Origin of the sequence: Labrenzia sp. 011 (assembly GCF_003075075.1) — a bacterium.
Classification (GTDB): Bacteria; Pseudomonadota; Alphaproteobacteria; order Rhizobiales; family Stappiaceae; genus Roseibium.
Genome location: NZ_QCYM01000002.1, coordinates 124,681 through 144,623, shown reverse-complemented (window position 1 = coordinate 144,623; position 19,943 = coordinate 124,681). Strand labels below are relative to the sequence as shown.

Annotated in this window: 16 protein-coding genes; 13 read left to right on the top strand and 3 right to left on the bottom strand. The window is 62.3% G+C overall.

Annotated elements, in window-relative coordinates:
* The first annotated feature begins 244 nt into the window (after window positions 1–244).
* The 7 genes from DCO57_RS03470 (at window position 245) to phoB (ending at window position 7,796) form a co-directional block, all read left to right on the top strand.
* Entirely contained in the window at window positions 245–1,243 is a 999-nt protein-coding gene (locus tag DCO57_RS03470) for a substrate-binding domain-containing protein (RefSeq protein WP_116697473.1), read from the top strand.
* A gap of 299 nt (window positions 1,244–1,542) precedes the next feature.
* The gene (locus DCO57_RS03465) at window positions 1,543–2,580 is read left to right on the top strand and encodes a substrate-binding domain-containing protein (protein WP_205756072.1); all 1,038 of its coding nucleotides are present in this window, start codon (window positions 1,543–1,545) and stop codon (window positions 2,578–2,580) included.
* 81 nt (window positions 2,581–2,661) lie between these two features.
* A complete protein-coding gene (pstC, locus tag DCO57_RS03460; RefSeq protein ID WP_116697471.1) occupies window positions 2,662–4,134 on the top strand; it encodes a phosphate ABC transporter permease subunit PstC in 1,473 nt (490 codons plus the stop codon).
* Window positions 4,134–5,483 (top strand): phosphate ABC transporter permease PstA, encoded by a 1,350-nt coding sequence (gene pstA, locus DCO57_RS03455; protein ID WP_116697470.1) that lies wholly within the window; start codon window positions 4,134–4,136, stop codon window positions 5,481–5,483. The genes pstC and pstA overlap by 1 nt, the downstream gene beginning before the upstream one ends.
* Before the next feature lie 11 nt (window positions 5,484–5,494).
* The gene (pstB, locus tag DCO57_RS03450; RefSeq protein WP_116697469.1) at window positions 5,495–6,292 is read left to right on the top strand and encodes a phosphate ABC transporter ATP-binding protein PstB; all 798 of its coding nucleotides are present in this window, start codon (window positions 5,495–5,497) and stop codon (window positions 6,290–6,292) included.
* Between the two features lie 31 nt (window positions 6,293–6,323).
* The gene (gene phoU / locus DCO57_RS03445; RefSeq protein ID WP_116697468.1) at window positions 6,324–7,022 is read left to right on the top strand and encodes a phosphate signaling complex protein PhoU; all 699 of its coding nucleotides are present in this window, start codon (window positions 6,324–6,326) and stop codon (window positions 7,020–7,022) included.
* Between the two features lie 75 nt (window positions 7,023–7,097).
* Window positions 7,098–7,796 (top strand): phosphate regulon transcriptional regulator PhoB, encoded by a 699-nt coding sequence (gene phoB, locus DCO57_RS03440; RefSeq protein WP_116697467.1) that lies wholly within the window; start codon window positions 7,098–7,100, stop codon window positions 7,794–7,796.
* Window positions 7,797–7,999: 203 nt separating this feature from the next.
* On the opposite strand, the gene DCO57_RS03435 is transcribed toward phoB, so the two are convergent.
* The gene (locus DCO57_RS03435; protein WP_116697466.1) at window positions 8,000–8,533 is read right to left on the bottom strand and encodes a GcrA family cell cycle regulator; all 534 of its coding nucleotides are present in this window, start codon (window positions 8,531–8,533) and stop codon (window positions 8,000–8,002) included.
* Between the two features lie 430 nt (window positions 8,534–8,963).
* On the opposite strand from DCO57_RS03435, the gene DCO57_RS03430 reads away from it, so the two are divergent.
* The 5 genes from DCO57_RS03430 (at window position 8,964) to DCO57_RS03410 (ending at window position 17,072) form a co-directional block, all read left to right on the top strand.
* Complete coding sequence (locus DCO57_RS03430; protein ID WP_116697465.1) at window positions 8,964–10,163, top strand: aspartate aminotransferase family protein; 1,200 nt, start codon at window positions 8,964–8,966, stop codon at window positions 10,161–10,163.
* Entirely contained in the window at window positions 10,160–11,089 is a 930-nt protein-coding gene (gene argF / locus DCO57_RS03425) for an ornithine carbamoyltransferase (RefSeq protein ID WP_116697464.1), read from the top strand. The genes DCO57_RS03430 and argF overlap by 4 nt, the downstream gene beginning before the upstream one ends.
* Before the next feature lie 12 nt (window positions 11,090–11,101).
* The gene (locus DCO57_RS03420; RefSeq protein WP_116697463.1) at window positions 11,102–12,076 is read left to right on the top strand and encodes an Hsp33 family molecular chaperone; all 975 of its coding nucleotides are present in this window, start codon (window positions 11,102–11,104) and stop codon (window positions 12,074–12,076) included.
* 206 nt (window positions 12,077–12,282) lie between these two features.
* Window positions 12,283–13,659 (top strand): HlyD family efflux transporter periplasmic adaptor subunit, encoded by a 1,377-nt coding sequence (locus DCO57_RS03415; RefSeq protein WP_208977770.1) that lies wholly within the window; start codon window positions 12,283–12,285, stop codon window positions 13,657–13,659.
* Between the two features lie 11 nt (window positions 13,660–13,670).
* Complete coding sequence (locus tag DCO57_RS03410; protein ID WP_116697461.1) at window positions 13,671–17,072, top strand: efflux RND transporter permease subunit; 3,402 nt, start codon at window positions 13,671–13,673, stop codon at window positions 17,070–17,072.
* Between the two features lie 47 nt (window positions 17,073–17,119).
* Here DCO57_RS03410 and DCO57_RS03405 read toward each other — a convergent pair whose 3' ends face one another.
* Window positions 17,120–17,761 carry an alpha/beta family hydrolase gene (locus tag DCO57_RS03405; RefSeq protein WP_116697460.1) on the bottom strand — a complete coding sequence of 214 codons (642 nt, stop codon included), beginning with the start codon at window positions 17,759–17,761 and terminating at the stop codon, window positions 17,120–17,122.
* A gap of 116 nt (window positions 17,762–17,877) precedes the next feature.
* On the opposite strand from DCO57_RS03405, the gene DCO57_RS03400 reads away from it, so the two are divergent.
* On the top strand, window positions 17,878–18,702 hold the full coding sequence (locus DCO57_RS03400; protein WP_116697459.1) for a sterol desaturase family protein: 825 nt from the start codon (window positions 17,878–17,880) through the stop codon (window positions 18,700–18,702).
* Between the two features lie 17 nt (window positions 18,703–18,719).
* On the opposite strand, the gene DCO57_RS03395 is transcribed toward DCO57_RS03400, so the two are convergent.
* Window positions 18,720–19,601, bottom strand: a complete 882-nt coding sequence (locus tag DCO57_RS03395) for a transporter substrate-binding domain-containing protein (RefSeq protein ID WP_208977769.1) — start codon at window positions 19,599–19,601, stop codon at window positions 18,720–18,722.
* Window positions 19,602–19,943: the final 342 nt, after the last annotated feature.

Sequence of the window (19,943 nt, the reverse complement as noted above, 5' to 3'; positions counted from 1 at the left end):
CATGGCGGTATGGCGTCGGCGGCAAGGACCACATGCAGACCGGCCTGCTGCGCCGGTTCCGAGGCAAGACATGCAGCCGCATTCCAAAGCGGAAGCGAGAATGGTTCGCTGTCGTATTTCTGAAACCGTGGGCTGATAACAGGGACTGGCCGGGCATGGCCTGTCCGTTTGCGGGTGGGAGCGTGGCTTTGACGGTCGGCCGCGCGCACGTGGCGGGAACCGGGAATTTTCAAGGAGTTCTCTCGTGGCAAGGAATTTCGCAGCCGGGTCTGTTGTCTGTTGCTCATTGTGTCTGGCCTCGCTTGCCGCAGAGGCGCGGGACCGTCTTCTGATCGTCGGGTCCTCCACGGTGTTTCCCTTTGCGACCGCAGTGGCGGAAAACGTCGGGCGGGAAGGGATGAAATATCCCGTCGTCGAGTCGACCGGATCCGGTGCCGGCTTCACGCTGTTCTGTCAGGGGGTCGGCCTGGATACACCCGATATCACCAACGCCTCACGACGCATGAAGCCGTCGGAGCTGGAAACCTGCGAGACAAACGGCGTGACGCCGGTGGAGGTCCGGATTGGCTATGACGGAATCGTTTTGGCCAATTCGATCCACGGTCCGAAATTCAGCCTGACGATCGACCAGATCTTTCAGGCCCTGGCTGAAAGACTGCCGCGTGACGGAGAGAACCGCGACAATCCCTTCACCAACTGGTCCGACATCGATCCCGCCCTGCCGGACGAGAAGATCGAGGTGCTCGGCCCGCCGCCGACCTCCGGTACCCGGGACGCCTTTGTCGAACTGGTGATGGAGAGGGGCTGCGAATCGGTGAGCGGACTGGAAGGGCACGCCTGCGCCCGGATCCGTCGCGATGGTAGTTTTGTCGAAGCGGGGGAAAACGATGACCTGATCGTGGCCGAGCTCGAAGCCAATCCTCTCAACGTGGGTATCTTCGGCTATTCGTTCCTCATCGGAAATCTGGACAAGATCCAGAGCGCCGCGGTGAACGGTGTCGAACCGGCCTTCGACAAGATCGCTTCCGGGCAATACCCGGTATCGCGGCCGCTTTTCTTCTACATCAAGAAGGAGCATGCCGGTCTCGTTCCCGGGCTGGAAGAATATGTCGCGGCCTTTACCAGCGAAGAGGCCTGGGGGGAGGACGGCTATCTCGCCGCCAAGGGGCTGATACCGCTGCCAGCGGATGCGCGCCGGATACAGGCGCAAGGGGCCGCTGAGCTCAAGGCGCTGCGATTCTAGCGCGGTCTGCTTTCTTCTTCTTCCTTGGCCGGGCAGCCTGTTCCCGGGACGGGCCTGTACTGGTGGAAACAAGTTGCAGGCCCGGGGACGCGTATTGTGTCGCCAATTTGACCGGATTTGCGACAGAAAAACGTCATTTATGAAATTTCACCTTTGTTTTCAATCGCTTGAATTGTCATAAAACTGAAAAGCAACTGTCATAGAACTCTCATCCGAGGGGCCTAGTGTCCCGGCATCGCTCTCGCATAGTCATGCGCAGTGATCCTCTAGAAACCTTGACATTCAAAGGGAGTGGTCAAGTGAAATTTACGACCCTCGTTAGTGCAACTGCCCTGGCCGTTGCTTCCACTGCATTCGTTGGTGCCGCCCAGGCTCGTGACCAGGTTCAGGTCGCCGGTTCCTCCACTGTTCTGCCGTACGCATCCATCGTTGCGGAAGCTTTCGGCGAAAACACCGATTTCCCGACACCGGTCGTTGAATCCGGTGGGTCCTCCGCCGGTCTGAAGCGCTTCTGCGAAGGTGTTGGCGAAAACACCATCGACATCGCAAACGCTTCCCGCAAGATCCGCGAGAAGGAAATCAAGGCGTGTGCCGAAGCCGGTGTGAAGGACATCATCGAAGTCCGTATCGGCTACGACGGGATCGTCTTCGCTTCCCAGAAAACCGGCCCGGCCTTTAACGCCTTCCAGCCGGCCGACATCTTCAACGCTCTTGGCGCCAAGGTGCTCAAGGACGGCGAACTCGTTGACAATCCGTACAACAACTGGGCTGAATTCAACGCCGACCTGCCGGACGTCGGCATCGCCGCCTTCATTCCGGGCACCAAGCACGGCACCCGTGAAGTGTTCGAAGAAAAGGTTCTGGCCGTCGGCTGCGAAGCCACCGGTACCCTGCAGGCCATGATCGACAGCGGCATGTCGGAAGACGACGCTGAAGACGCCTGCATCGACGTGCGTGCGGACGGCAAGTCCACCGACATCGACGGCGACTACACCGAAACCCTGGCTCGCATCGAGTCCAACCCGAACGGTATCGGCGTTTTCGGTCTGGCGTTCTACGAGAACAACACCGACAAGCTGAAAGTCGCGACCATGGGTGACGTGGCTCCGTCCACCGAAACCATCTCGTCCGGCGAATATCCGGTTTCCCGTCCGCTGTTCTTCTACGTCAAGAAGGCGCATATCGGCGTGATCCCGGGTCTGAAGGAATACGCCCAGTTCTTCATCGCCGACGAAATCGCCGGTCCGAGCAGCCCGCTGGCTCAGTACGGCCTTGTTGCCGATCCGGAACTGGCCGCCACACAGGCTGCCGTGGCAGCCGAAGAAACCATGAAGTAATCGAGCCTCGGCTCGATCCGGGGGCGGCGCCACCTGCCGCCCCCTTTCATTTCAGCAATTTCAAATCTTTCGGGGGACCACATGTCCTTGTTCTGGCTCGTCGTGATCGTGCTTGCCATCGCGTCGGTTGGCTACGTTGCCGGGCGCGCGCGCGCCCTGGCCAGCGTCGGGGGGGATATGCGGGATCTGCATTCTCTTCCCTCCTATTATGGGGCAAACGTGGCGATGAAAGCTGCGGTGCCGGCTTTTCTGATCCTCGTTGTCTGGTTGCTGGTGCAGCCTTTCGTCATACACGCCAGCATATCCGGCATGATCCCGGAAGATGCCGTTCAGGAGGGATCGTCCCTCGGGCTGGTGATGGCCGAAGTACGCCGCACTGCCGAAGGGCTCGAGAATGCCGTCGCAAGCGGTCAGATGAACGAAGATTTCGCGAGCAACGCCCGCGCGGATGTCAATGACATCACCGCCCGCCTCAAGGAGGCCGGGCAAATCGTGACGTCCCGGATCACGCAGCCTGTCATGCGGGCCGCGCAGTCCTACCGGGTCATGGTGTCGGCCGGCGATCTCTACATGACGATTGTCGTGCTTCTTGCCGCGATCGCGGGCGCGCTTTGGGGCATCCGCGAAACGACGCATGAATTCAGGGCGCGCAACACCGTTGAGCGCGGCATTCGCGTCATTCTGTTCAGCGCCGCGCTGATCGCCGTCCTGACGACGCTCGGCATCGTTCTGTCGCTGGTCTTCAACACGGTGGAATTCTTCCGGCTTTATCCGGCGATGGATTTCTTCTTCGGGCTCACCTGGTCGCCGAGCTTCTCCGGTCGCGGCGGATCGTCGGAACTTGGGATCCTGCCGCTCCTGTGGGGCACATTCTACATTTCCTTCGTGGCCCTTGCCGTGGCGGTGCCGGTCGGTCTGTTCGCCGCCGTGTATCTGTCCGAATATGCGGGATCGAAGTTTCGGGCGGTGGCCAAGCCGATGCTCGAAATCCTGGCGGGCATCCCGACCATCGTCTACGGCCTGTTTGCCCTTCTGACCGTGGGGCCGATGCTCCTGTCGGTCTTTGGCGACGACGGCCTGGGGATCATGAAGGCGGGCACTGCGGTCATGACCGCGGGCCTGGTCATGGGGATCATGCTGATCCCCTTCGTCAGTTCGCTGTCCGACGACATCATCAATGCCGTGCCGCAAGCCATGCGGGACGGCTCCTACGGACTGGGCGCGACAAAGTCCGAGACCGTGAAGCAGGTCGTCCTCCCGGCGGCGCTGCCGGGGATCGTCGGTGCCATTCTGCTGGCGGCCTCGCGTGCCATCGGTGAAACGATGATCGTGGTGCTCGGGGCCGGTGCGGCCGCGCGGCTCAGTCTCAATCCCTTCGAGGCCATGACCACCGTTACCGCGAAGATCGTCAGCCAGCTCACCGGGGACGCCGATTTCGCCTCTCCTGTCGCGCTGGTCGCCTTTGCCCTGGGGATGACGCTCTTCGTCGTGACCCTCGGTCTGAATATCGTCGCGCTCTACATCGTGCGCAAATACCGGGAGCAGTACGACTGATGACTGATGCAACTCAATCTCCCGAAACCGGCCCCGCACAGACAGGGGCGCCGGTGAAGTCGAAGTCGCTTTACGCGCTCGACAATCTGACCCGCAAGCGCAACGCCGCGGAGAAACGGTTCAAGTTCTACGGTCTCGGTGCGGTTCTTGTCGGCCTGTTTTTCCTCGTGGTTCTGGCCACGGCGATCATCTCCGAGGGAATTCCGGCGTTCACCCGCACGATTGTCGAGGTCGAGTTCACGCTGACGCAGGACCAATACGACACGGCGGAGAAGGAGCTCTTCAAGACCAAGGCCTACGAGCAGTTCTTTATCGGCGCGCTTCAGAAGCAGCTCGAGGAAAGCGGCATGAGTGTCCCGGTCGACGCCGCCGCCATCGAGCGTATCGTCGGCAAGACCGGCGGAACCATCCGGGAATATTTCAAGGCCAATCCGGGGGCTCTCGGCGCGCCGGCGGAATTCGAACTGGCGGCGTCCTCGCGGGTTGACGGTTACATGAACGGCCGTGTCACCCGGGTGGAGATGACCGACAGCCGGTTCCTGCAGGCATCCGATCTCGACATCGTCGACTCGCTGGTCGAGGCCGGTATCATCAAGACGGTGTTCAACTGGAACTTCATCACCGGCGCCGACTCCGGTGTCGACAATCCGGGCGGTGCGGGCATCGGGGCCTCCGTCGTCGGGTCGTTCTTCATGATGCTGGTGGTTCTGTTCCTGTCGCTGCCGATCGGCGTCGCCGCCTCGATCTACCTGGAGGAATTCGCACCGCAGAACAGGTTCACGGACCTGATCGAGGTGAACATTTCCAATCTGGCGGCGGTCCCCTCGATCGTCTTCGGTATCCTGGGTCTGGCGGTGTTCATCCAGTTCATGCATCTGCCGCAATCGGCGCCGCTGGTGGGCGGGCTTGTCCTGACGCTGATGACTCTGCCGACCATCATCATCTCGACGCGCGCGTCGCTGAAGGCCGTGCCGCCGAGCATTCGCGACGCGGCGCTCGGGGTCGGGGCGTCCAAGATGCAGTCGATCTTCCATCACGTGCTGCCTCTGGCCATGCCCGGCATTCTGACCGGCACCATCATCGGTCTGGCCCAGGCGCTCGGCGAGACGGCACCGCTGCTGCTCATCGGCATGGTCGGGTTTGTCGCCCGCGGCTATCCTGACGGAGTGATCGCCGGCTTCATCGATCCGAATTCGGCCATGCCCGCACAGATCTATACGTGGGCGGCCCGTGCGGACTACGCATTTTACGAAAAAGCCTGGGGTGGCATCATCGTTCTGCTGGTGTTCCTCCTCACCATGAACATTCTTGCGGTCATTCTGCGCCGCAGGTTCGAACGCCGCTGGTAAGGAACGATCCGATGAACGAGATGCCGAATTTGGAGCAGGCGAGCGCCATGACAACAAGCAAGATTTCTGCAAACAATGTGCAGGTCTATTATGGCGATACCCATGCCATCAGGGACGTGAACATTGAAATTCAACCGCAGTCGGTAACCGCCTTCATCGGCCCTTCGGGCTGTGGCAAGTCGACCTTCCTGCGGACCCTGAACCGGATGAACGACACGATCGACATCTGCCGGGTCGAGGGGACGATCACGATCGACGGAGAGGATATCTACAACGCCAAGGTCGATCCGGTGCAGCTTCGCGCCAAGGTCGGAATGGTGTTCCAGAAACCGAACCCCTTTCCCAAGTCGATCTACGACAACGTGGCCTACGGTCCCCGCATTCATGGCCTTGCCCGCAACAAGGCGGAGCTCGACGACATCGTCGCCTCCAGCCTTCAGAAGGCGGGTCTGTGGGAAGAAGCCAAGGACCGTCTCGACGAACCGGGTACCGGCATGTCGGGCGGCCAGCAGCAGCGCCTGTGCATTGCCCGCGCGATTGCCGTCAGCCCGGAAGTGATCCTGATGGACGAACCGTGTTCGGCTCTTGATCCGATCGCAACCGCCAAGGTGGAAGAACTCATCGACGAACTGCGCGAGAACTACACGATCGTCATCGTGACCCACTCCATGCAGCAGGCCGCCCGCGTCTCCCAGCGCACGGCGTTCTTCCACATGGGGGTTCTGGTTGAGGAAGGCCCGACGGAGGATATCTTCACCAATCCGAAGGACAAGCGCACGCAGGACTACATTACCGGCCGCTTCGGCTAGGCGAATTGCGAAATTCTGAAAGGGACACAGGATGTCTGAACATACAGTCTCGGCATACGATCAGGAACTGACGGAGCTGGCCGGCAAGGTCGCCGAAATGGGCGGTCTGGCGGAAAAGGCCTTTTCCGATGCCGTGTCGTCGCTGGTTTCCCAGGATCTGGAGCTGGCGAAGGTCACAATTCAAAAGGACGAGCGCCTCGACACCCTTCAGCAGGAAGTCGAGGTCAAGCTGATCGAGATCATCGCGCGCCGCCAGCCCATGGGCCAGGATCTGCGCGAAATCACCGCGGCGACCCGTATCGCCAACGACCTGGAGCGGATCGGCGACCTGGCGAAGAATGTGGCCAAGCGCGTGATTGCGATCGACAGCGACCTGCAGTCGAAGAAACTCGCGATCGGCGTCGAGCACATGACGGAACTCACCCTGTCCCAGCTCAAGCTGGTCCTGGATGCCTATACCCGCAGGGACGCCGAAGCGGCGCGCCGCGTGCAGGAAGCCGACGCCGAGGTCGATGCCATCTATACCTCGCTCTTCCGCGAACTGCTGACCTACATGATGGAAGATCCGCGGGTCATCACCCAGTGCGTCCATCTTCTGTTCTGTGCCAAGAACATCGAGCGTATCGGCGATCACGCCACCAACATTGCGGAGAACGTCTACTACATGGTCACCGGCGAACGTTTGCCGGAAGACCGGGTGAAAATGGACGAGACAACTTTTTCCGCCTAACCGCCTGACCTTTCGTGCGGAAAAACGATCCGGCCGGCGCCCTGGCGCCGGTTGAGGAAATTGGAGCGAAATTGCATGCCGAAGGTGCTCATCGTTGAAGACGAAGAACCGCTGAGCCTTCTCTTGAGGTACAATCTGGAAGCGGAAGGATACGCGGTTGAATCGTGTGTCCGGGGGGATGAAGCGGAGCTCCGCCTGCGGGAAAGTCTTCCCGATCTCCTGCTTCTGGACTGGATGCTGCCGGGCCTGTCGGGCATCGAGCTGTGCCGCCGTCTGCGCGCACGGGAAGATTCAGAGCGTCTGCCGGTCATCATGCTCACCGCACGCGGCGAGGAAGCCGAGCGCATTCGCGGCCTGTCGACGGGGGCCGACGACTATGTCGTCAAACCGTTCTCCGTGCCGGAACTTATGGCACGTGTGCGGGCAATCCTGCGCAGGGCCAGTCCCGAGGTGGTCTCCTCGATGCTGCGCTCCGGCGACATCGAACTGGACCGGGAAACCCATCGTGTTCGCAGGAACACGAAGGAGATCCATCTCGGACCGACCGAATTCCGCCTGCTGGAATTCCTGATGACGTCACCGGGCCGGGTGTTCTCCCGCGAGCAGTTGCTCGACGGGGTCTGGGGCCACGATGTCTATGTGGACGAACGCACGGTGGATGTCCACGTCGGCCGGTTGCGCAAGGCGCTCAACAAGGGCAAGGCGAAGGATCCCATCCGCACCGTCCGCGGTGCCGGCTATGCCTTCAACGACCAGTTCACCACGTTGGGCTGAGCGGACAGCAGGCGCATCGGACCTGGCACTTTCACGGAACACAAAAAGCCCGCCGGATCGGCGGGCTGAATAAACGGATGTTCGGGTGAGGCGTTCAGACACCGGATGGTGGCTTGAAGTCGAACCACCGGAAGTTCCCCGCGTCGTTCAGACGGGCCGGGGTGTGCGCGGACTGTTAGGCCCTGCGCACGGTGGCAGTGGCGTCAGCCTGCCTGCGCCACGACCTTGCGATTGCGACGGTCGGAGACCGGCTGGTAGGCGATCTTGCAGTGGTGGGTGCAATAGGGAACGGCCGGATCGGACTGGCGGCCGCAAAAATAGAAGTCGTCCGTCGCCGGGTCGCCGATCGGCCATTTGCAGGTGCGCTCGGTCAGGGTGAGGATCGTTGCGCGCTGTGAAATCGGCACCAGTTCGGCAATCGGTTCGACCTGCGGCCTGGCTTCGACCGCCGGGGCCGGCGCGAAATCGGCCTTCAGGGCGGTTGCCCCTACGGATTGCGGCTGCGAGGCCGGCCGTTTCGGTGCGGTCGCATTGCCGGTTGCCGGATTGGGGCGCGCACGGCGCGGCTTGGAAGCGGTTGACGTCGTCTTGGCGCGGCCCGACAGGCCCAGCCGGTGCACCTTGCCGATGACCGCGTTGCGGGTGACTCCGCCCAGCTCACCGGCGATCTGGCTTGCGCTCAAGCCGTCGCTCCAGAGTTTCTTGAGAAGCTCAACCCGTTCGTTTGTCCAACTCATTGCCGCACCCTTTTAGTTTGACCGCCTGACGGCCATTAACCTCGTGTTAGGCAGCCAAGCGCGTGCCTAATAGGGCATATCTAGTGCCTCTAGCTGATGTGCCTCACGAGATCTCGTGTCTGACTGCCCAGAGGTTACAATAGTGTTAATTTGTCAGGCAACCATCCGACCCAAACCAGTTGGGGATGAAGCAACTTTTCCCCAAATAAGGAGAGGTCATTGAGATTTTTCGCAAAATCCCGATTTCGGGCAAATGCGCCATTTCCATTGACAGGCATCGGTAGAGGCGTTGTATAAGAATAGCGTTGCGTGCCGCCTTTCCGGGCGGCACGTTGCGTTTTGGCCTTTCCGTACGGTTTTCAGGTGAAAAACCTCAACAGGTGGGAACACCCTGGGGCGGAAAAGGCATTCAAAGGAGACAATCGGGGTTATGTCCGAGAGTGCATTATTCGGAAATTACGCGAGATCGAACCTGACATTCGATCACGGTGAAGGCGTCTGGCTGATCGCGAGCGACGGCCGACGATTTCTCGACTGCGGATCCGGTATTGCCGTCAATGCGCTCGGGCATTGCCATCCGCATCTTGTCGAGGTGCTGCAGGACCAGGCAGCCAGGCTCTGGCACGTTTCGAACCTGCATCAGATTCCGGATGGGGAACGGTTGGCGCAGCGTCTGTGCGCGGCAACTTTCGCCGACAAGGTCCTGTTCGTGAATTCCGGCGCCGAGGCGATGGAGGCGGCGATCAAATGCGCGCGCCGTTACCATTATGACAACGGACAGCCGGACCGTTTCCATATCGTGACCTTCGAGGGGGCCTTCCACGGCCGGACGCTGGGCACCATCGCTGCCGGCGGCCAGGCGAAATATCTGGAAGGCTTCGGACCCAAGGCACCCGGTTTCGATCAGGTGCCGGTCGGTGACCTGGAGGCGCTCAAGGCCGTGATCGGACCGCATACCGCGGCGATCGCCATCGAGCCGATCCAGGGAGAGGGCGGTATCCGGGAAATCCAGACCGACTTCCTGCGCGCCTTGCGCAGGATCTGCGACGAGAACGGCATCCTGCTGATCTTCGACGAGATCCAGACCGGTGTCGGCCGTACGGGCAGGCTGTTCGCGCACCAGTGGTTCGGCGTCGAACCCGACCTGATGGCCATCGCCAAGGGGATCGGCGGCGGCTTTCCGATGGGCGCCTGCCTGGCCACGGCCGAAACGGCGCGGGCCCTGGCGCCCGGGACCCACGGCACGACCTTCGGCGGCAACCCGCTGGCCATGGCCGTCGGCAATGCGGTTCTGGATGTTGTGCTCGGGGACGGGTTCCTGGAGGACGTCAGGAGAAAAGGCCTTGCCTTGAAGCAGAAACTCGCCGGACTGGTGGACGGACATCCCAAGGTCCTCGACGAGGTTCGCGGCGTCGGGCTGATGCTCGGCCTGAAATGTGTCGTGCCCGCCGGCGACTATGTCGCGGCGGCCCGCGAGGCCGGCCTGCTGGCCGTTCCTGCGGGTGACAATGTGGTGCGCATCATGCCGCCGCTGACCATGAGTGAAGATGAAATAGACCTTGCTGTGGAGCGCCTGGACGAGGCTGCCCGTGCAATCGAGGCGAAATTGGTGGAAGGAGCGGCCGAATGACCGCCGGGCAAACCTACCGGAATTTTCTGGATCTGACGGAAATCGAAAGCGACGAGCTGCGCGCCATCCTGGAAACGGGAAAGAAGATCAAGGCGACGCGTGACGGCGTTCACCGCGGCCATGGGCCGCTCGCGGGCAAGGTGCTGGCGATGATCTTCGAGCAGCCGTCGACGCGTACGCGGATCTCCTTCGATGTCGGCATGCGCGAACTCGGCGGCGAGACCCTGATGCTGACCGGTGCGGAAATGCAGCTGGGACGGGGGGAGAGCATTGCCGACACCGCGCGCGTTCTCTCCCGTTTCGTCGATGCGATCATGATCCGCATACTCGATCACGGCGAACTCCGCGAACTGGCTGAAAACGCGACGGTGCCGGTGATCAACGGCCTGACCAAGGTCTCGCATCCCTGCCAGATCATGGCAGACCTGATGACCTTCGAGGAACATCGCGGACCGGTCCATGGCCGAAGCATCGCCTGGACCGGCGACAGCAACAATGTGCTGGCGTCCTGGATCCATGCCGCCCCCCGTTTCGATTTCGAATTGCGCATTGCAACGCCGAAGGAACTGGCGCCGCCGCAGGACCTGATCGATGCTGCCCGCAGCAAGGGTGGTTCCATTCTCGTGACCGCGGACCCATATGAGGCAGTCAAGGGGACCGATTGTGTCGTCACCGACTGCTGGGTGTCCATGGGAGACGATGACAGCGAAACGCGTCATAATCTTCTCAGCGCCTATCAGGTGAACAAGCGGTTGATGGCAGAGGCGAAACAGGATGCCCTGTTCATGCACTGCCTTCCGGCCCACCGGGGAGAGGAAGTCACCTCGGAGATCATGGACGGTCCCAATTCGGTTGTGTTCGATGAAGCCGAAAACCGGCTCCATGCCCAGAAGGGTATTCTGGCCTGGTGTTTCGGCGCAGTTTAAGGCAAGGCCAAAGTGGCACTGAATCTCGATGACCTGGGCATTACGCCTGCAGGGCTGGACGCTGTCCGGCCCTTTGCCGTGGAAGGGCTGGATGTGCGCGGTCGCGCCGTCGCGCTCGGCCCTGTCCTGGAAACCATTCTGGGGCGGCATGACTATCCGGAACCGGTCTCCCGCCTTCTGGCGGAAGCCATCGTTCTGACCAGCCTGCTCGGTACGTCGCTGAAATTCGACGGCCGCTTCACGCTTCAGACGCAGACTGACGGGCCGGTTTCCATGCTGGTGGTGGATTTCGCCTCGCCGGATGCGATCCGTGCCTGCGCGACCTTCAACGCCGAACGGGTATCGGCACTGACGATGGCCGGCGAGGCCACGCCCGAGGCATTGCTTGGCCGGGGTCATCTCGCCATGACCATCGACCAGGGCAAGCACATGCAGCGATACCAGGGGCTTGTGGAGCTGGACGGGGTGTCCCTCGAGGAAGTTGCGCGCCGTTACTTCGAACGCTCCGAGCAGATCCCCACGGAAGTGCGCCTCGGTGTCGGCGAACTCTTCACCCGCCGGGAAGGGGAAGGCCATGCCAGGTCCTGGACCGCGGGCGGTGTTCTGATCCAGTTCCTGCCTGAAGCGCCCGAGCGCATGAGACAGGCCGATATCCACCCCGGTGACGCTCCGGAGGGCACCGGCCAGCACGAAGTCGAGGAAGACGATGCCTGGGTCGAGGCCAAGGCGCTGGTCGATACGGTCAAGGATGTCGAACTGACGGATCCGGAAGTCAGCGTCGAAATGCTGCTTTTCAGATTGTTCCACGAGCGTGGCGTCCGGCTCTTCGAAGCGCAGCCACTTGCCGACCGATGCCGCTGCTCACGGGAGAAGATCGAAAACGTGCTCGCCGGGTTCTCGGCGGAGGAAATCGAAGCGGTAACGGTTGAAGGCAAGATTGTCGTGACCTGCGAGTTCTGCAGCACCAGATACACTTTCGACAGCTGATTATCGCATGCCGGCGGGTCTATTCAGGCCCGCCGGCAACATTTTGTTACACTTTTCCACGTGCCAATACGGATCGCCGACATTAAGTCCTGCTGATATGCTGCAGTGCGAAGCATGCCTGTTTTGCATGCAGACCCCCAATTCTTCACGTGTCTGGTGAGCGGAAAATGTTGCAGTCTTTACATTCAGAAGCCGGAAACCAGTCCGTGGCCGAAGTGCTGCCGCCTGCGGACGCACATGGGCGGAGACGATCCAGGCGCGTCATTCTGGCCCTGCGGGCACTGCTGCAGACCGTTGTCGCGCTCGTCATTCTGTTCGGTGCGGTCAAGGGAATGAACTATCTGGTGGGCACCAGGCCAGAGCTTCCCAAGCGCCCCGTGCAGGAAAAAAGCTATGCAGTCGAAACCGTGACGTTGGTGCGTGGCGATCATGCGCCGCAATTGAATGTCTACGGGGAAACGTCTGCCGGACGCGAGGTCGAACTGCGATCGCTTGTGGCCGGTGAAGTGATCGAGGTGCATCCGAACCTGAAAGCCGGTGGCGCCGTATCGAAGGGCGAGGTTCTGGTTGCGATCGACCGTTTCGACTTCGAGGGCGCCATTACCGAGGCGCAGGCCAATCTCGCCGAAGCCCGGGCGGCTCTCGTGGAAAGCGAGGGACGCGTCAAGCTTGAAACGGCCAACGAGCTGCGTGCGCAGGAACAACTGGAATTCGCCCGCAAGGACCTTGAGCGGGCCGAGGAGCTGCAGGGCAGGGGAACGGTCACGGAACGCACTCTGGACGACCGCAAGCTGCTCGTCTCCCAGCGTCAGCAGACATTGGAACAGACACAGAATTCGCTGGCGCTCGAAGAAGCCAGGGTTCTCCAGCAGCAGGCGGCGATCCGCCGTCTCGAGTGGCGGCTTGAAAATGCGCAGCGCCAGCTGGAAAACACCATCCTGCGCGCGCCGTTCGACGCCATCGTCCGCTCCGAATCCGTCGAAGTGGGCCGGCTCGTCGGTGTCAACGACGAGGTCGTCTCCCTGTACGGCAGCGATGCGTTCGATGTCCGGTTCACCCTGTCGGACAACCAGTACGGACGCCTTCTGGCGGAAAGCGGAACGGTCGTCGGGCGTCCGGTCGAGGTTACCTGGTTTCTCGGCAATGAGCCGGTGACCTACCCGGCCACGGTCACGCGCATCGGTGCGGATGTTGCCAGCACGCGCGGCGGGGTCGATCTGATCGCATCGATCGACAGTTCCGCCACCCAGGTCCCGCTTCGTCCCGGTGCCTTCGTCGAAGTGAGCCTGTCCGACCGGTCTTATACGGACAGTTTCCGCATTCCCGAAGCGGCCTTCTATGGCGAGGGAACGGTTTATGTCGTCAGGGACAGCCGCCTGGAGCCGCGCGAGGTGAACGCGCTGGCGATCGATGACGGCTACATTCTTGTCGAGGGGGCGCTGGAGGACGGCGAAACCCTTCTGGCCACACGCATTCCCGAGGCAGGCGCCGGTCTGCTGGTGAAGGATGTGAACGCCGATCCGGTCGAGCCGGACGACGTGGCCCCGCTTTCGGGAACCGGCAGCACCGGCCAGAGCGGCTGAGGGAGCGTATCATGGCGCCAGACGCAATAAACCGCAGCTTTCTCGAACAGATCGTTCGCCACTCGAATGCGGCCAATCTGATCATGGCCGTCATGGTCCTGTTCGGAGCCTATGGTTTTGCGAAGCTGAACACGCAGTTCTTTCCCACCGTTATGACCGACCGGATCACCGTCTCGATCACCTGGGCGGGCGCAAGCGCGGAAGATGTATCGGCGAACATCCTCGAGGTGATCGAGCCGGAGCTGCGCTTCATCGACGGGCTGGACGAGATCGTCTCCTATGGCCGGGAGGGCGGCGCCGCGGTGCAGATGGAATTCGTCGAAGGCACCAACATGCAGCAGGCGCTGTCCGACGTGGAACAGGCCGTTTCCGGGGTGACCACGCTACCGGTCGACAGTGAAACGCCGGTGGTCTCCGCATCCACGTTCACCGACAGTGTGGCGACCCTGGCCCTGCGCGGCCCCTTTTCGGAACAGGCGCTCAAGGTCTTTGCGCGCCAGATGCGCGATGACCTGCTCGCCCGCGGTATCGACAAGGTCGAACTCTACGGTTACCGGTCACCGGAATATCTGGTGGAGATCCCGGAGCGCGAACTGCACCGGCTGGATCTGACGGTCTCCGATGTCGCCGCGCAGATCGCGGGCAACACAACCGATCTGCCCGCCGGAAGTCTCGACGGCGCCGTCGAGCGGCAGATACGTGCCCTGTCGGAAGCACGCTCGCCCGAAGCCGTCGGCCGGGTCGAGGTCAAATCCTTTTCCTCTGGCGAAAAGACGCTCGTGAAGGATATCGGAACCGTCGTGCGGGATTTCGATTCCAGCGAGAACCAGGGGTTTTCCGGTGGTACGCGGGCGGTTGAAATGCAGATCCTGCGCGCGGAAAAAACCGACACGCTGAAGGCCGCGGCAATCGTCGATGAGTATCTCGCCGAAATCACCCCGCAACTGCCCGGCACCCTCGAAATCCTGAAATACGACGTGAGCGCCGATGCCGTCAGGGGACGTATTTCCCTGCTCATCGAGAACGGTCTTTCCGGTCTTGTTCTGGTCGTTGCCATCCTGTTTCTGTTTCTCAATGCACGGATCGCCCTCTGGGTTGCCGCCGGGATACCGGTCGCGATGATGGCAACGCTCGGCATCATGTGGCTGATGGGGGAGAGCATCAACATGATCTCCCTGTTCGCCCTGATCATGATGCTCGGGGTGATCGTCGATGACGCGATCGTGGTCGGTGAGCACACGGCGACGCGGCAAAGCCTCGGCGACACGCCCCAGGAAGCCGCGATCAACGGCGCGACCACCATGCTGGCGCCGATCCTGGCCGCAAGCCTGACGACAATTGCCGCCTTCCTGCCGATCCTGCTCGTGGGCGATGTTCTCGGACAGATCATGGGCACGCTCCCGGTGGTCGTCGTGGCGGTGGTGATTGCCTCGCTGATCGAGTGTTTCCTGGTTCTGCCCGGGCATCTCTCCCACGCGCTCGGCAACCGTCCGGGCTGGAGCTGGTGGCGCGTGGTTCTGATTGCCGGGGCCCCGGCTTTTTTCCTCACCGCACTTGTCGCGCAGCCGGACATGGCCGTGCCGCCCTATCTCGACCTGGTCGACGATCCACTGCGCAGCCTGAAGGAGGTGGTCGGGACCTTCGCCTTCGAACTCATCGTCGTCGTCGCATGCTTTCTGCTGGCGCTCGGACTGGAAACATTCCTCATGGCGTTGCGCCGCAACGGTCAGCCACGCGAAGACAATCCGCAGCCCGGCTGGTTCCGCCGGACCTTCGACAGGGGCTTTGACTGGCTGCGGGATTATCCCTTCCGGGCCATGGTCTCGGCGGCCGTGCAATGGCGCTATGTCACGCTGGCCATTGCCATTGCCGCCATGATCCTGGCTGTCGGCCTGGTGCGCGGCGGCCGGATCGGCTTCACCTTCTTTCCCTCACCGGAGGCGGAAAATCTCACCGCGTCGATCTTCTTCCATGCCGGTATCCCCGAGGACGAGGCGATTGCCGCGATCCTGCGCATCGAGGAGGCGCTGGAAGAAGCCGAGGCAGAGCTCACCGAAGGTACGGAGCAGAAACTGGTGCTGGCGACCTATGCAACGCTCGGAAAAGCCGGCAACAGCCAGGGCGACAATGTCGCCAACATCACCGTACAGCTGACCCTTTCGGAGGAACGCAGCGTCCGTACCCCGGAAATCGTTCGGGCCTGGCAGTCCTTCGTGCCGTCCATTCCCGGAACGTCCCGGATCGCCATTGCCGAACGCCGGGGCGGACCTCCGGGCCGCGACCTCGACATTCGGCTGACCGGCGCGCCGCTGAAGGAGCTCAAGGCCGCCGCGCAGGAGCTTCAGCAGGAACTGTCCGGCTATCCGGGCACGAGCGCCGTCGAGGATGACCTGCCCTACGGCAAGCCCGAGCTGGTGGTGGAACTGACCCCGCGCGGGCGGGCTCTCGGTTTCACGGTCGAGAGCGCGGCCCGTCAGATCCGCAATGCCTTCGAAGGCAACATCGCGCAGCGCTTTGCCGAAGGCGACGAGGAAGTCGCAGTCCGGGTGAAGCAGGTGTTCGATCAGGACGGGACCGCCGCCTTGCGCCAGCTTTCCCTGAAGACCCCCGCCGGGGATTTCGTTCCCATGACCGAAATCGTCAATCTGACGGATGCGCAGGGGTTTTCCGTCATCCTGCGGCGGGACGGAAGGACCGTGGTCACCGTTGTCGCGGATGTCGACAGCACGGTCACGTCCAACAACAGCATCATCTCCGAGCTCGACAGCGCCTTCCTGCCGGACCTCGCGGAGCGTTACGGCCTGGAGTATTCCTTCGCCGGCCGGGCGGAAGAACAGTCGAACGCCTTTTCGGAACTCCTGACCGGGGTGCTTCTGGCGGTGGCCGGAATCTATATCATCCTGGCGGCGATCTTCGCGAGCTACGCACGGCCCATCGTGGTGATGTCCATCATACCGTTCGGCATCGTCGGAGCGATCGTCGGCCACTATCTGATGGGCTACAACCTGACCATTCTCAGCCTGATCGGTCTGCTTGGTCTTGCCGGGATCCTGGTCAACAACTCCATCATTCTCGTTGCGCGGTTCGAGGAACGCAGGGCGACCGGAGAGGATCTGGACACGGCGGCCGTGAGTTCAAGCTGCGACCGGTTGCGGGCCGTTCTGCTCACCTCGCTGACCACCATCGGCGGCCTGCTGCCGCTGATGTTCGAAACCAGTCTCCAGGCGCAGTTCCTCCTGCCCATGGCCATCACCATCGTTTTCGGACTGGGCACGGCAACGGCCCTCGTTCTGGTGCTGGTGCCGGCCCTGATGAAGATCGGTGACGATATCGGCGGGCTCGTCCGTCTGCGGCCGAAGCGGGCAGGGACCGGGCTCGTCGGCAAGGGGCGCGCGCTCACGCCGGCGGAGTAGGCGGCCGGCCGTGCATGAGCGCCCGTGAAGGCGCGCCTGTCAGGAATTCACAGTGATCGAATGAAATCGGCGACGGCCCCGGCCGCCACCGCGAAATTTCCGTCAAGCGTCGCGGGAGATTTGCCGCGCGGACCGAAATCGTGGCTGCCGTCTTCCAGATAGGTCAAACGGACATGCGCGGGCAGGGACGCATCCTCCAGTTCGGCTCGGGAGCCGAAAGCGTCGCGGTCGCCCTGCAGGATGAGCACAGGTCGCCGGGCTTCTTCCAGCGGTGCCAGACGCCATTCCGCGTCCGGTTTGCCGGTCGGATGGAACGGATAGCCGAAACAGCAGATACCGGTCACGCGGCCGGGCAGGGACGCGCCGCCTCCCAGCATGGCCGCGACGCGCCCGCCCATGGATTTGCCACCGATCAGCAGCGGACTGTCCGTCTCCTGCATCACGGTCTGAAGTGCGGTCTGGAATTCCCCGATCAGCTTGTCCGCGCGCGGCGGCGGCTTTTTCGAACCGCCCGTGCGGCGTCCGGCCATATAGGCGAATTCGAACCGGGCCGTGGCGATGCCTTCCACCGCCAGCGCGGCGGCCAGCTTGTTCATGAAGGCGGAGTCCATCGGCGCGCCGGCGCCATGGGCGAGCAGCAGCGTTGCCGCGGGCGGCGTTTCGGGGCGGGTCCAGAGAAAGGAAGTCATGATGCTGTCATCCGTCGCAGCGGCAATGGAAGGGAAATATGCTAGAAAGCATATCGCCTATAGGGCCTTGGAACCATTGGCAAGCGGTTCCGCAGTGGACAGAGCAACCTTGAACCATGTTTGACCAGATAGACATCAATCAGATCCGCATGGCGTGTTTTGTCGGCATCTTCCTGCTGATGGCCCTGCTGGAAGCCGGCCTGCCGAGACGGCAGCGGACATCCGGCCGCCTGAAGCGCTGGCCGGCCAACTGGGGTCTGATCTTCCTGGATGCGCTCGTGGTGCGGCTGATCTTTCCCATCGGCGGCGCCGGGCTGGCACTCCTGGTCCTGAACAACGGCTGGGGGCTCTTCCCGCTGCTGGGCTGGTCGGGCGTGCTCGCCGGGGTGCTCACCTTTCTGGCGCTCGATCTTGCCGTGTGGTTCCAGCATCTCATGTCCCACAAGATCCCGCTGTTCTGGCGCATCCACCGGGTTCATCACGCCGACAGCGAGGTCGATGCAACCACGGCGCTGCGGTTCCACCCGCTCGAGATCCTGCTGTCCTTCGTCTGGAAGGGACTTGTGATCGCCGCCCTGGGCGGTCCGGTCGCGGCGGTGCTGATCTTCGAGATCGTGCTCAACGGGTCGGCTGTCTTCAGCCACGCCAACCTGCGTCTGCCGCTGTGGGCGGACCGGCTGCTGCGCTACGTGATCGTGACGCCGGACATGCACCGGGTGCATCACTCCGTCTACCGGCGCGAAACGGATTCCAACTACGGCTTCTACCTGTCCATCTGGGACCGTCTGTTCGGCACCTATGTCGACCAGCCGGAAAAGGGTCATGACGGCATGGAGATCGGGCTCGGTCCCGCCCTGACTCCGAAAGCCCATTCCTTCCTGTTCAGCCTTGCCATTCCGTTTCTCAGGCAGGGACGGGGGCCGGACGAAGACGATCGCTGAAGGCTTGCCGGTGCGGGTCAGTAAAAACTGAGCGGAAAATAGCGCAGATAGAGTTCCCGGTAGACGCCCTTCTGGTGCAGCTGGCGGAGGGCGTAGTTGAGCGCGGCGGCCCGTTCCGGGTCGTCCCGCCGGGTGACGATCGCCATGCCCTGGTCGAAATAGCCGGCTTCCAGCCAGGGACCGCCCGCAAAGGAACAGCATCCGTCGGCGGCCTCGCTCGGCAGCCAGAAGGAAAGGCTGAGGCCGTCGCCGAAATGCGCATCGGCCTCTCCGGTCCTGACTGCATCCCTTGCGGCATTTTCATCATCGAGGCTGAGGACGTTCGCCGCGGGCCAGAAACGGGTCACGAAGGCCTCGTAGCGCGAGCCGGCTTCCACGGCGATGGTCTTGCCGCTCAGATCCTGTTCGTTGAAACTCTCTGCCTGATCCACCGGGACCACGAAGCGTGCCGGCAGCTTCAGATAGTCGTCGGTGAAATTCAGGCGCCGCGTCGACGGCAGGCTGCGCGACAGGCCGGAAATGACGGCATCGCCTTCCTCTTCCTCCAGGGCGGGCAGAAGAACCTCGAAATCCTTGATTCTGAGAGAGCACGAACTGCCGAGCTCCTGGCACAGGGCGCGTGCCAGATCGACATTGAACCCGGTCAGCCGCCCCTGCGGGTCGCGGAAGACGAAGGGCGGATAGTCATCGGTCGCCAGAAACTGGATCTTGTCGGGAATGGACGCCGGCCGGTCGTGCACAGCCTTCGGATCCCAGAAATTCGGCACGCGCACCTGGGCGTCCTGGGCGGCTGCCGGTGCTGCCGGCAGGACGGCGCCGGAAACAGCCATCCACACACCCGCCAGAAAGCGCTTGAGGGCGGGGCCGGGAACCCGGGCGATGGACAGTCCAGTGATCACGCAGCATTCCTGAAACGGATTTGAGAACGGCTCGCCGCCATCGGGCAGCCGGGGAATCGCACCCGCAGAATATCGTGCCCCTGTCCTGTTTGTCAGCCAGGAATTACGCCGGATGGCGCGCGCAGGTTTGTGGGGGTGTTTTGCGGGATACTGCGAGGCCGTCCGGCGGTGGCAATCGGCCGGATCCGGTGTAAGCTTTTGCGCTGAATGGCGGGCGCAGGGATTTGCGGCTATTCATGGGAGCAGGGAGGCCGTCCGTCCGGTTCGGACACGCGGTGCACGACAAGGACGGAGCAGGTGGCGGGATCCGATGATCGAACCGTTGTCCGCACCGGAAAATTC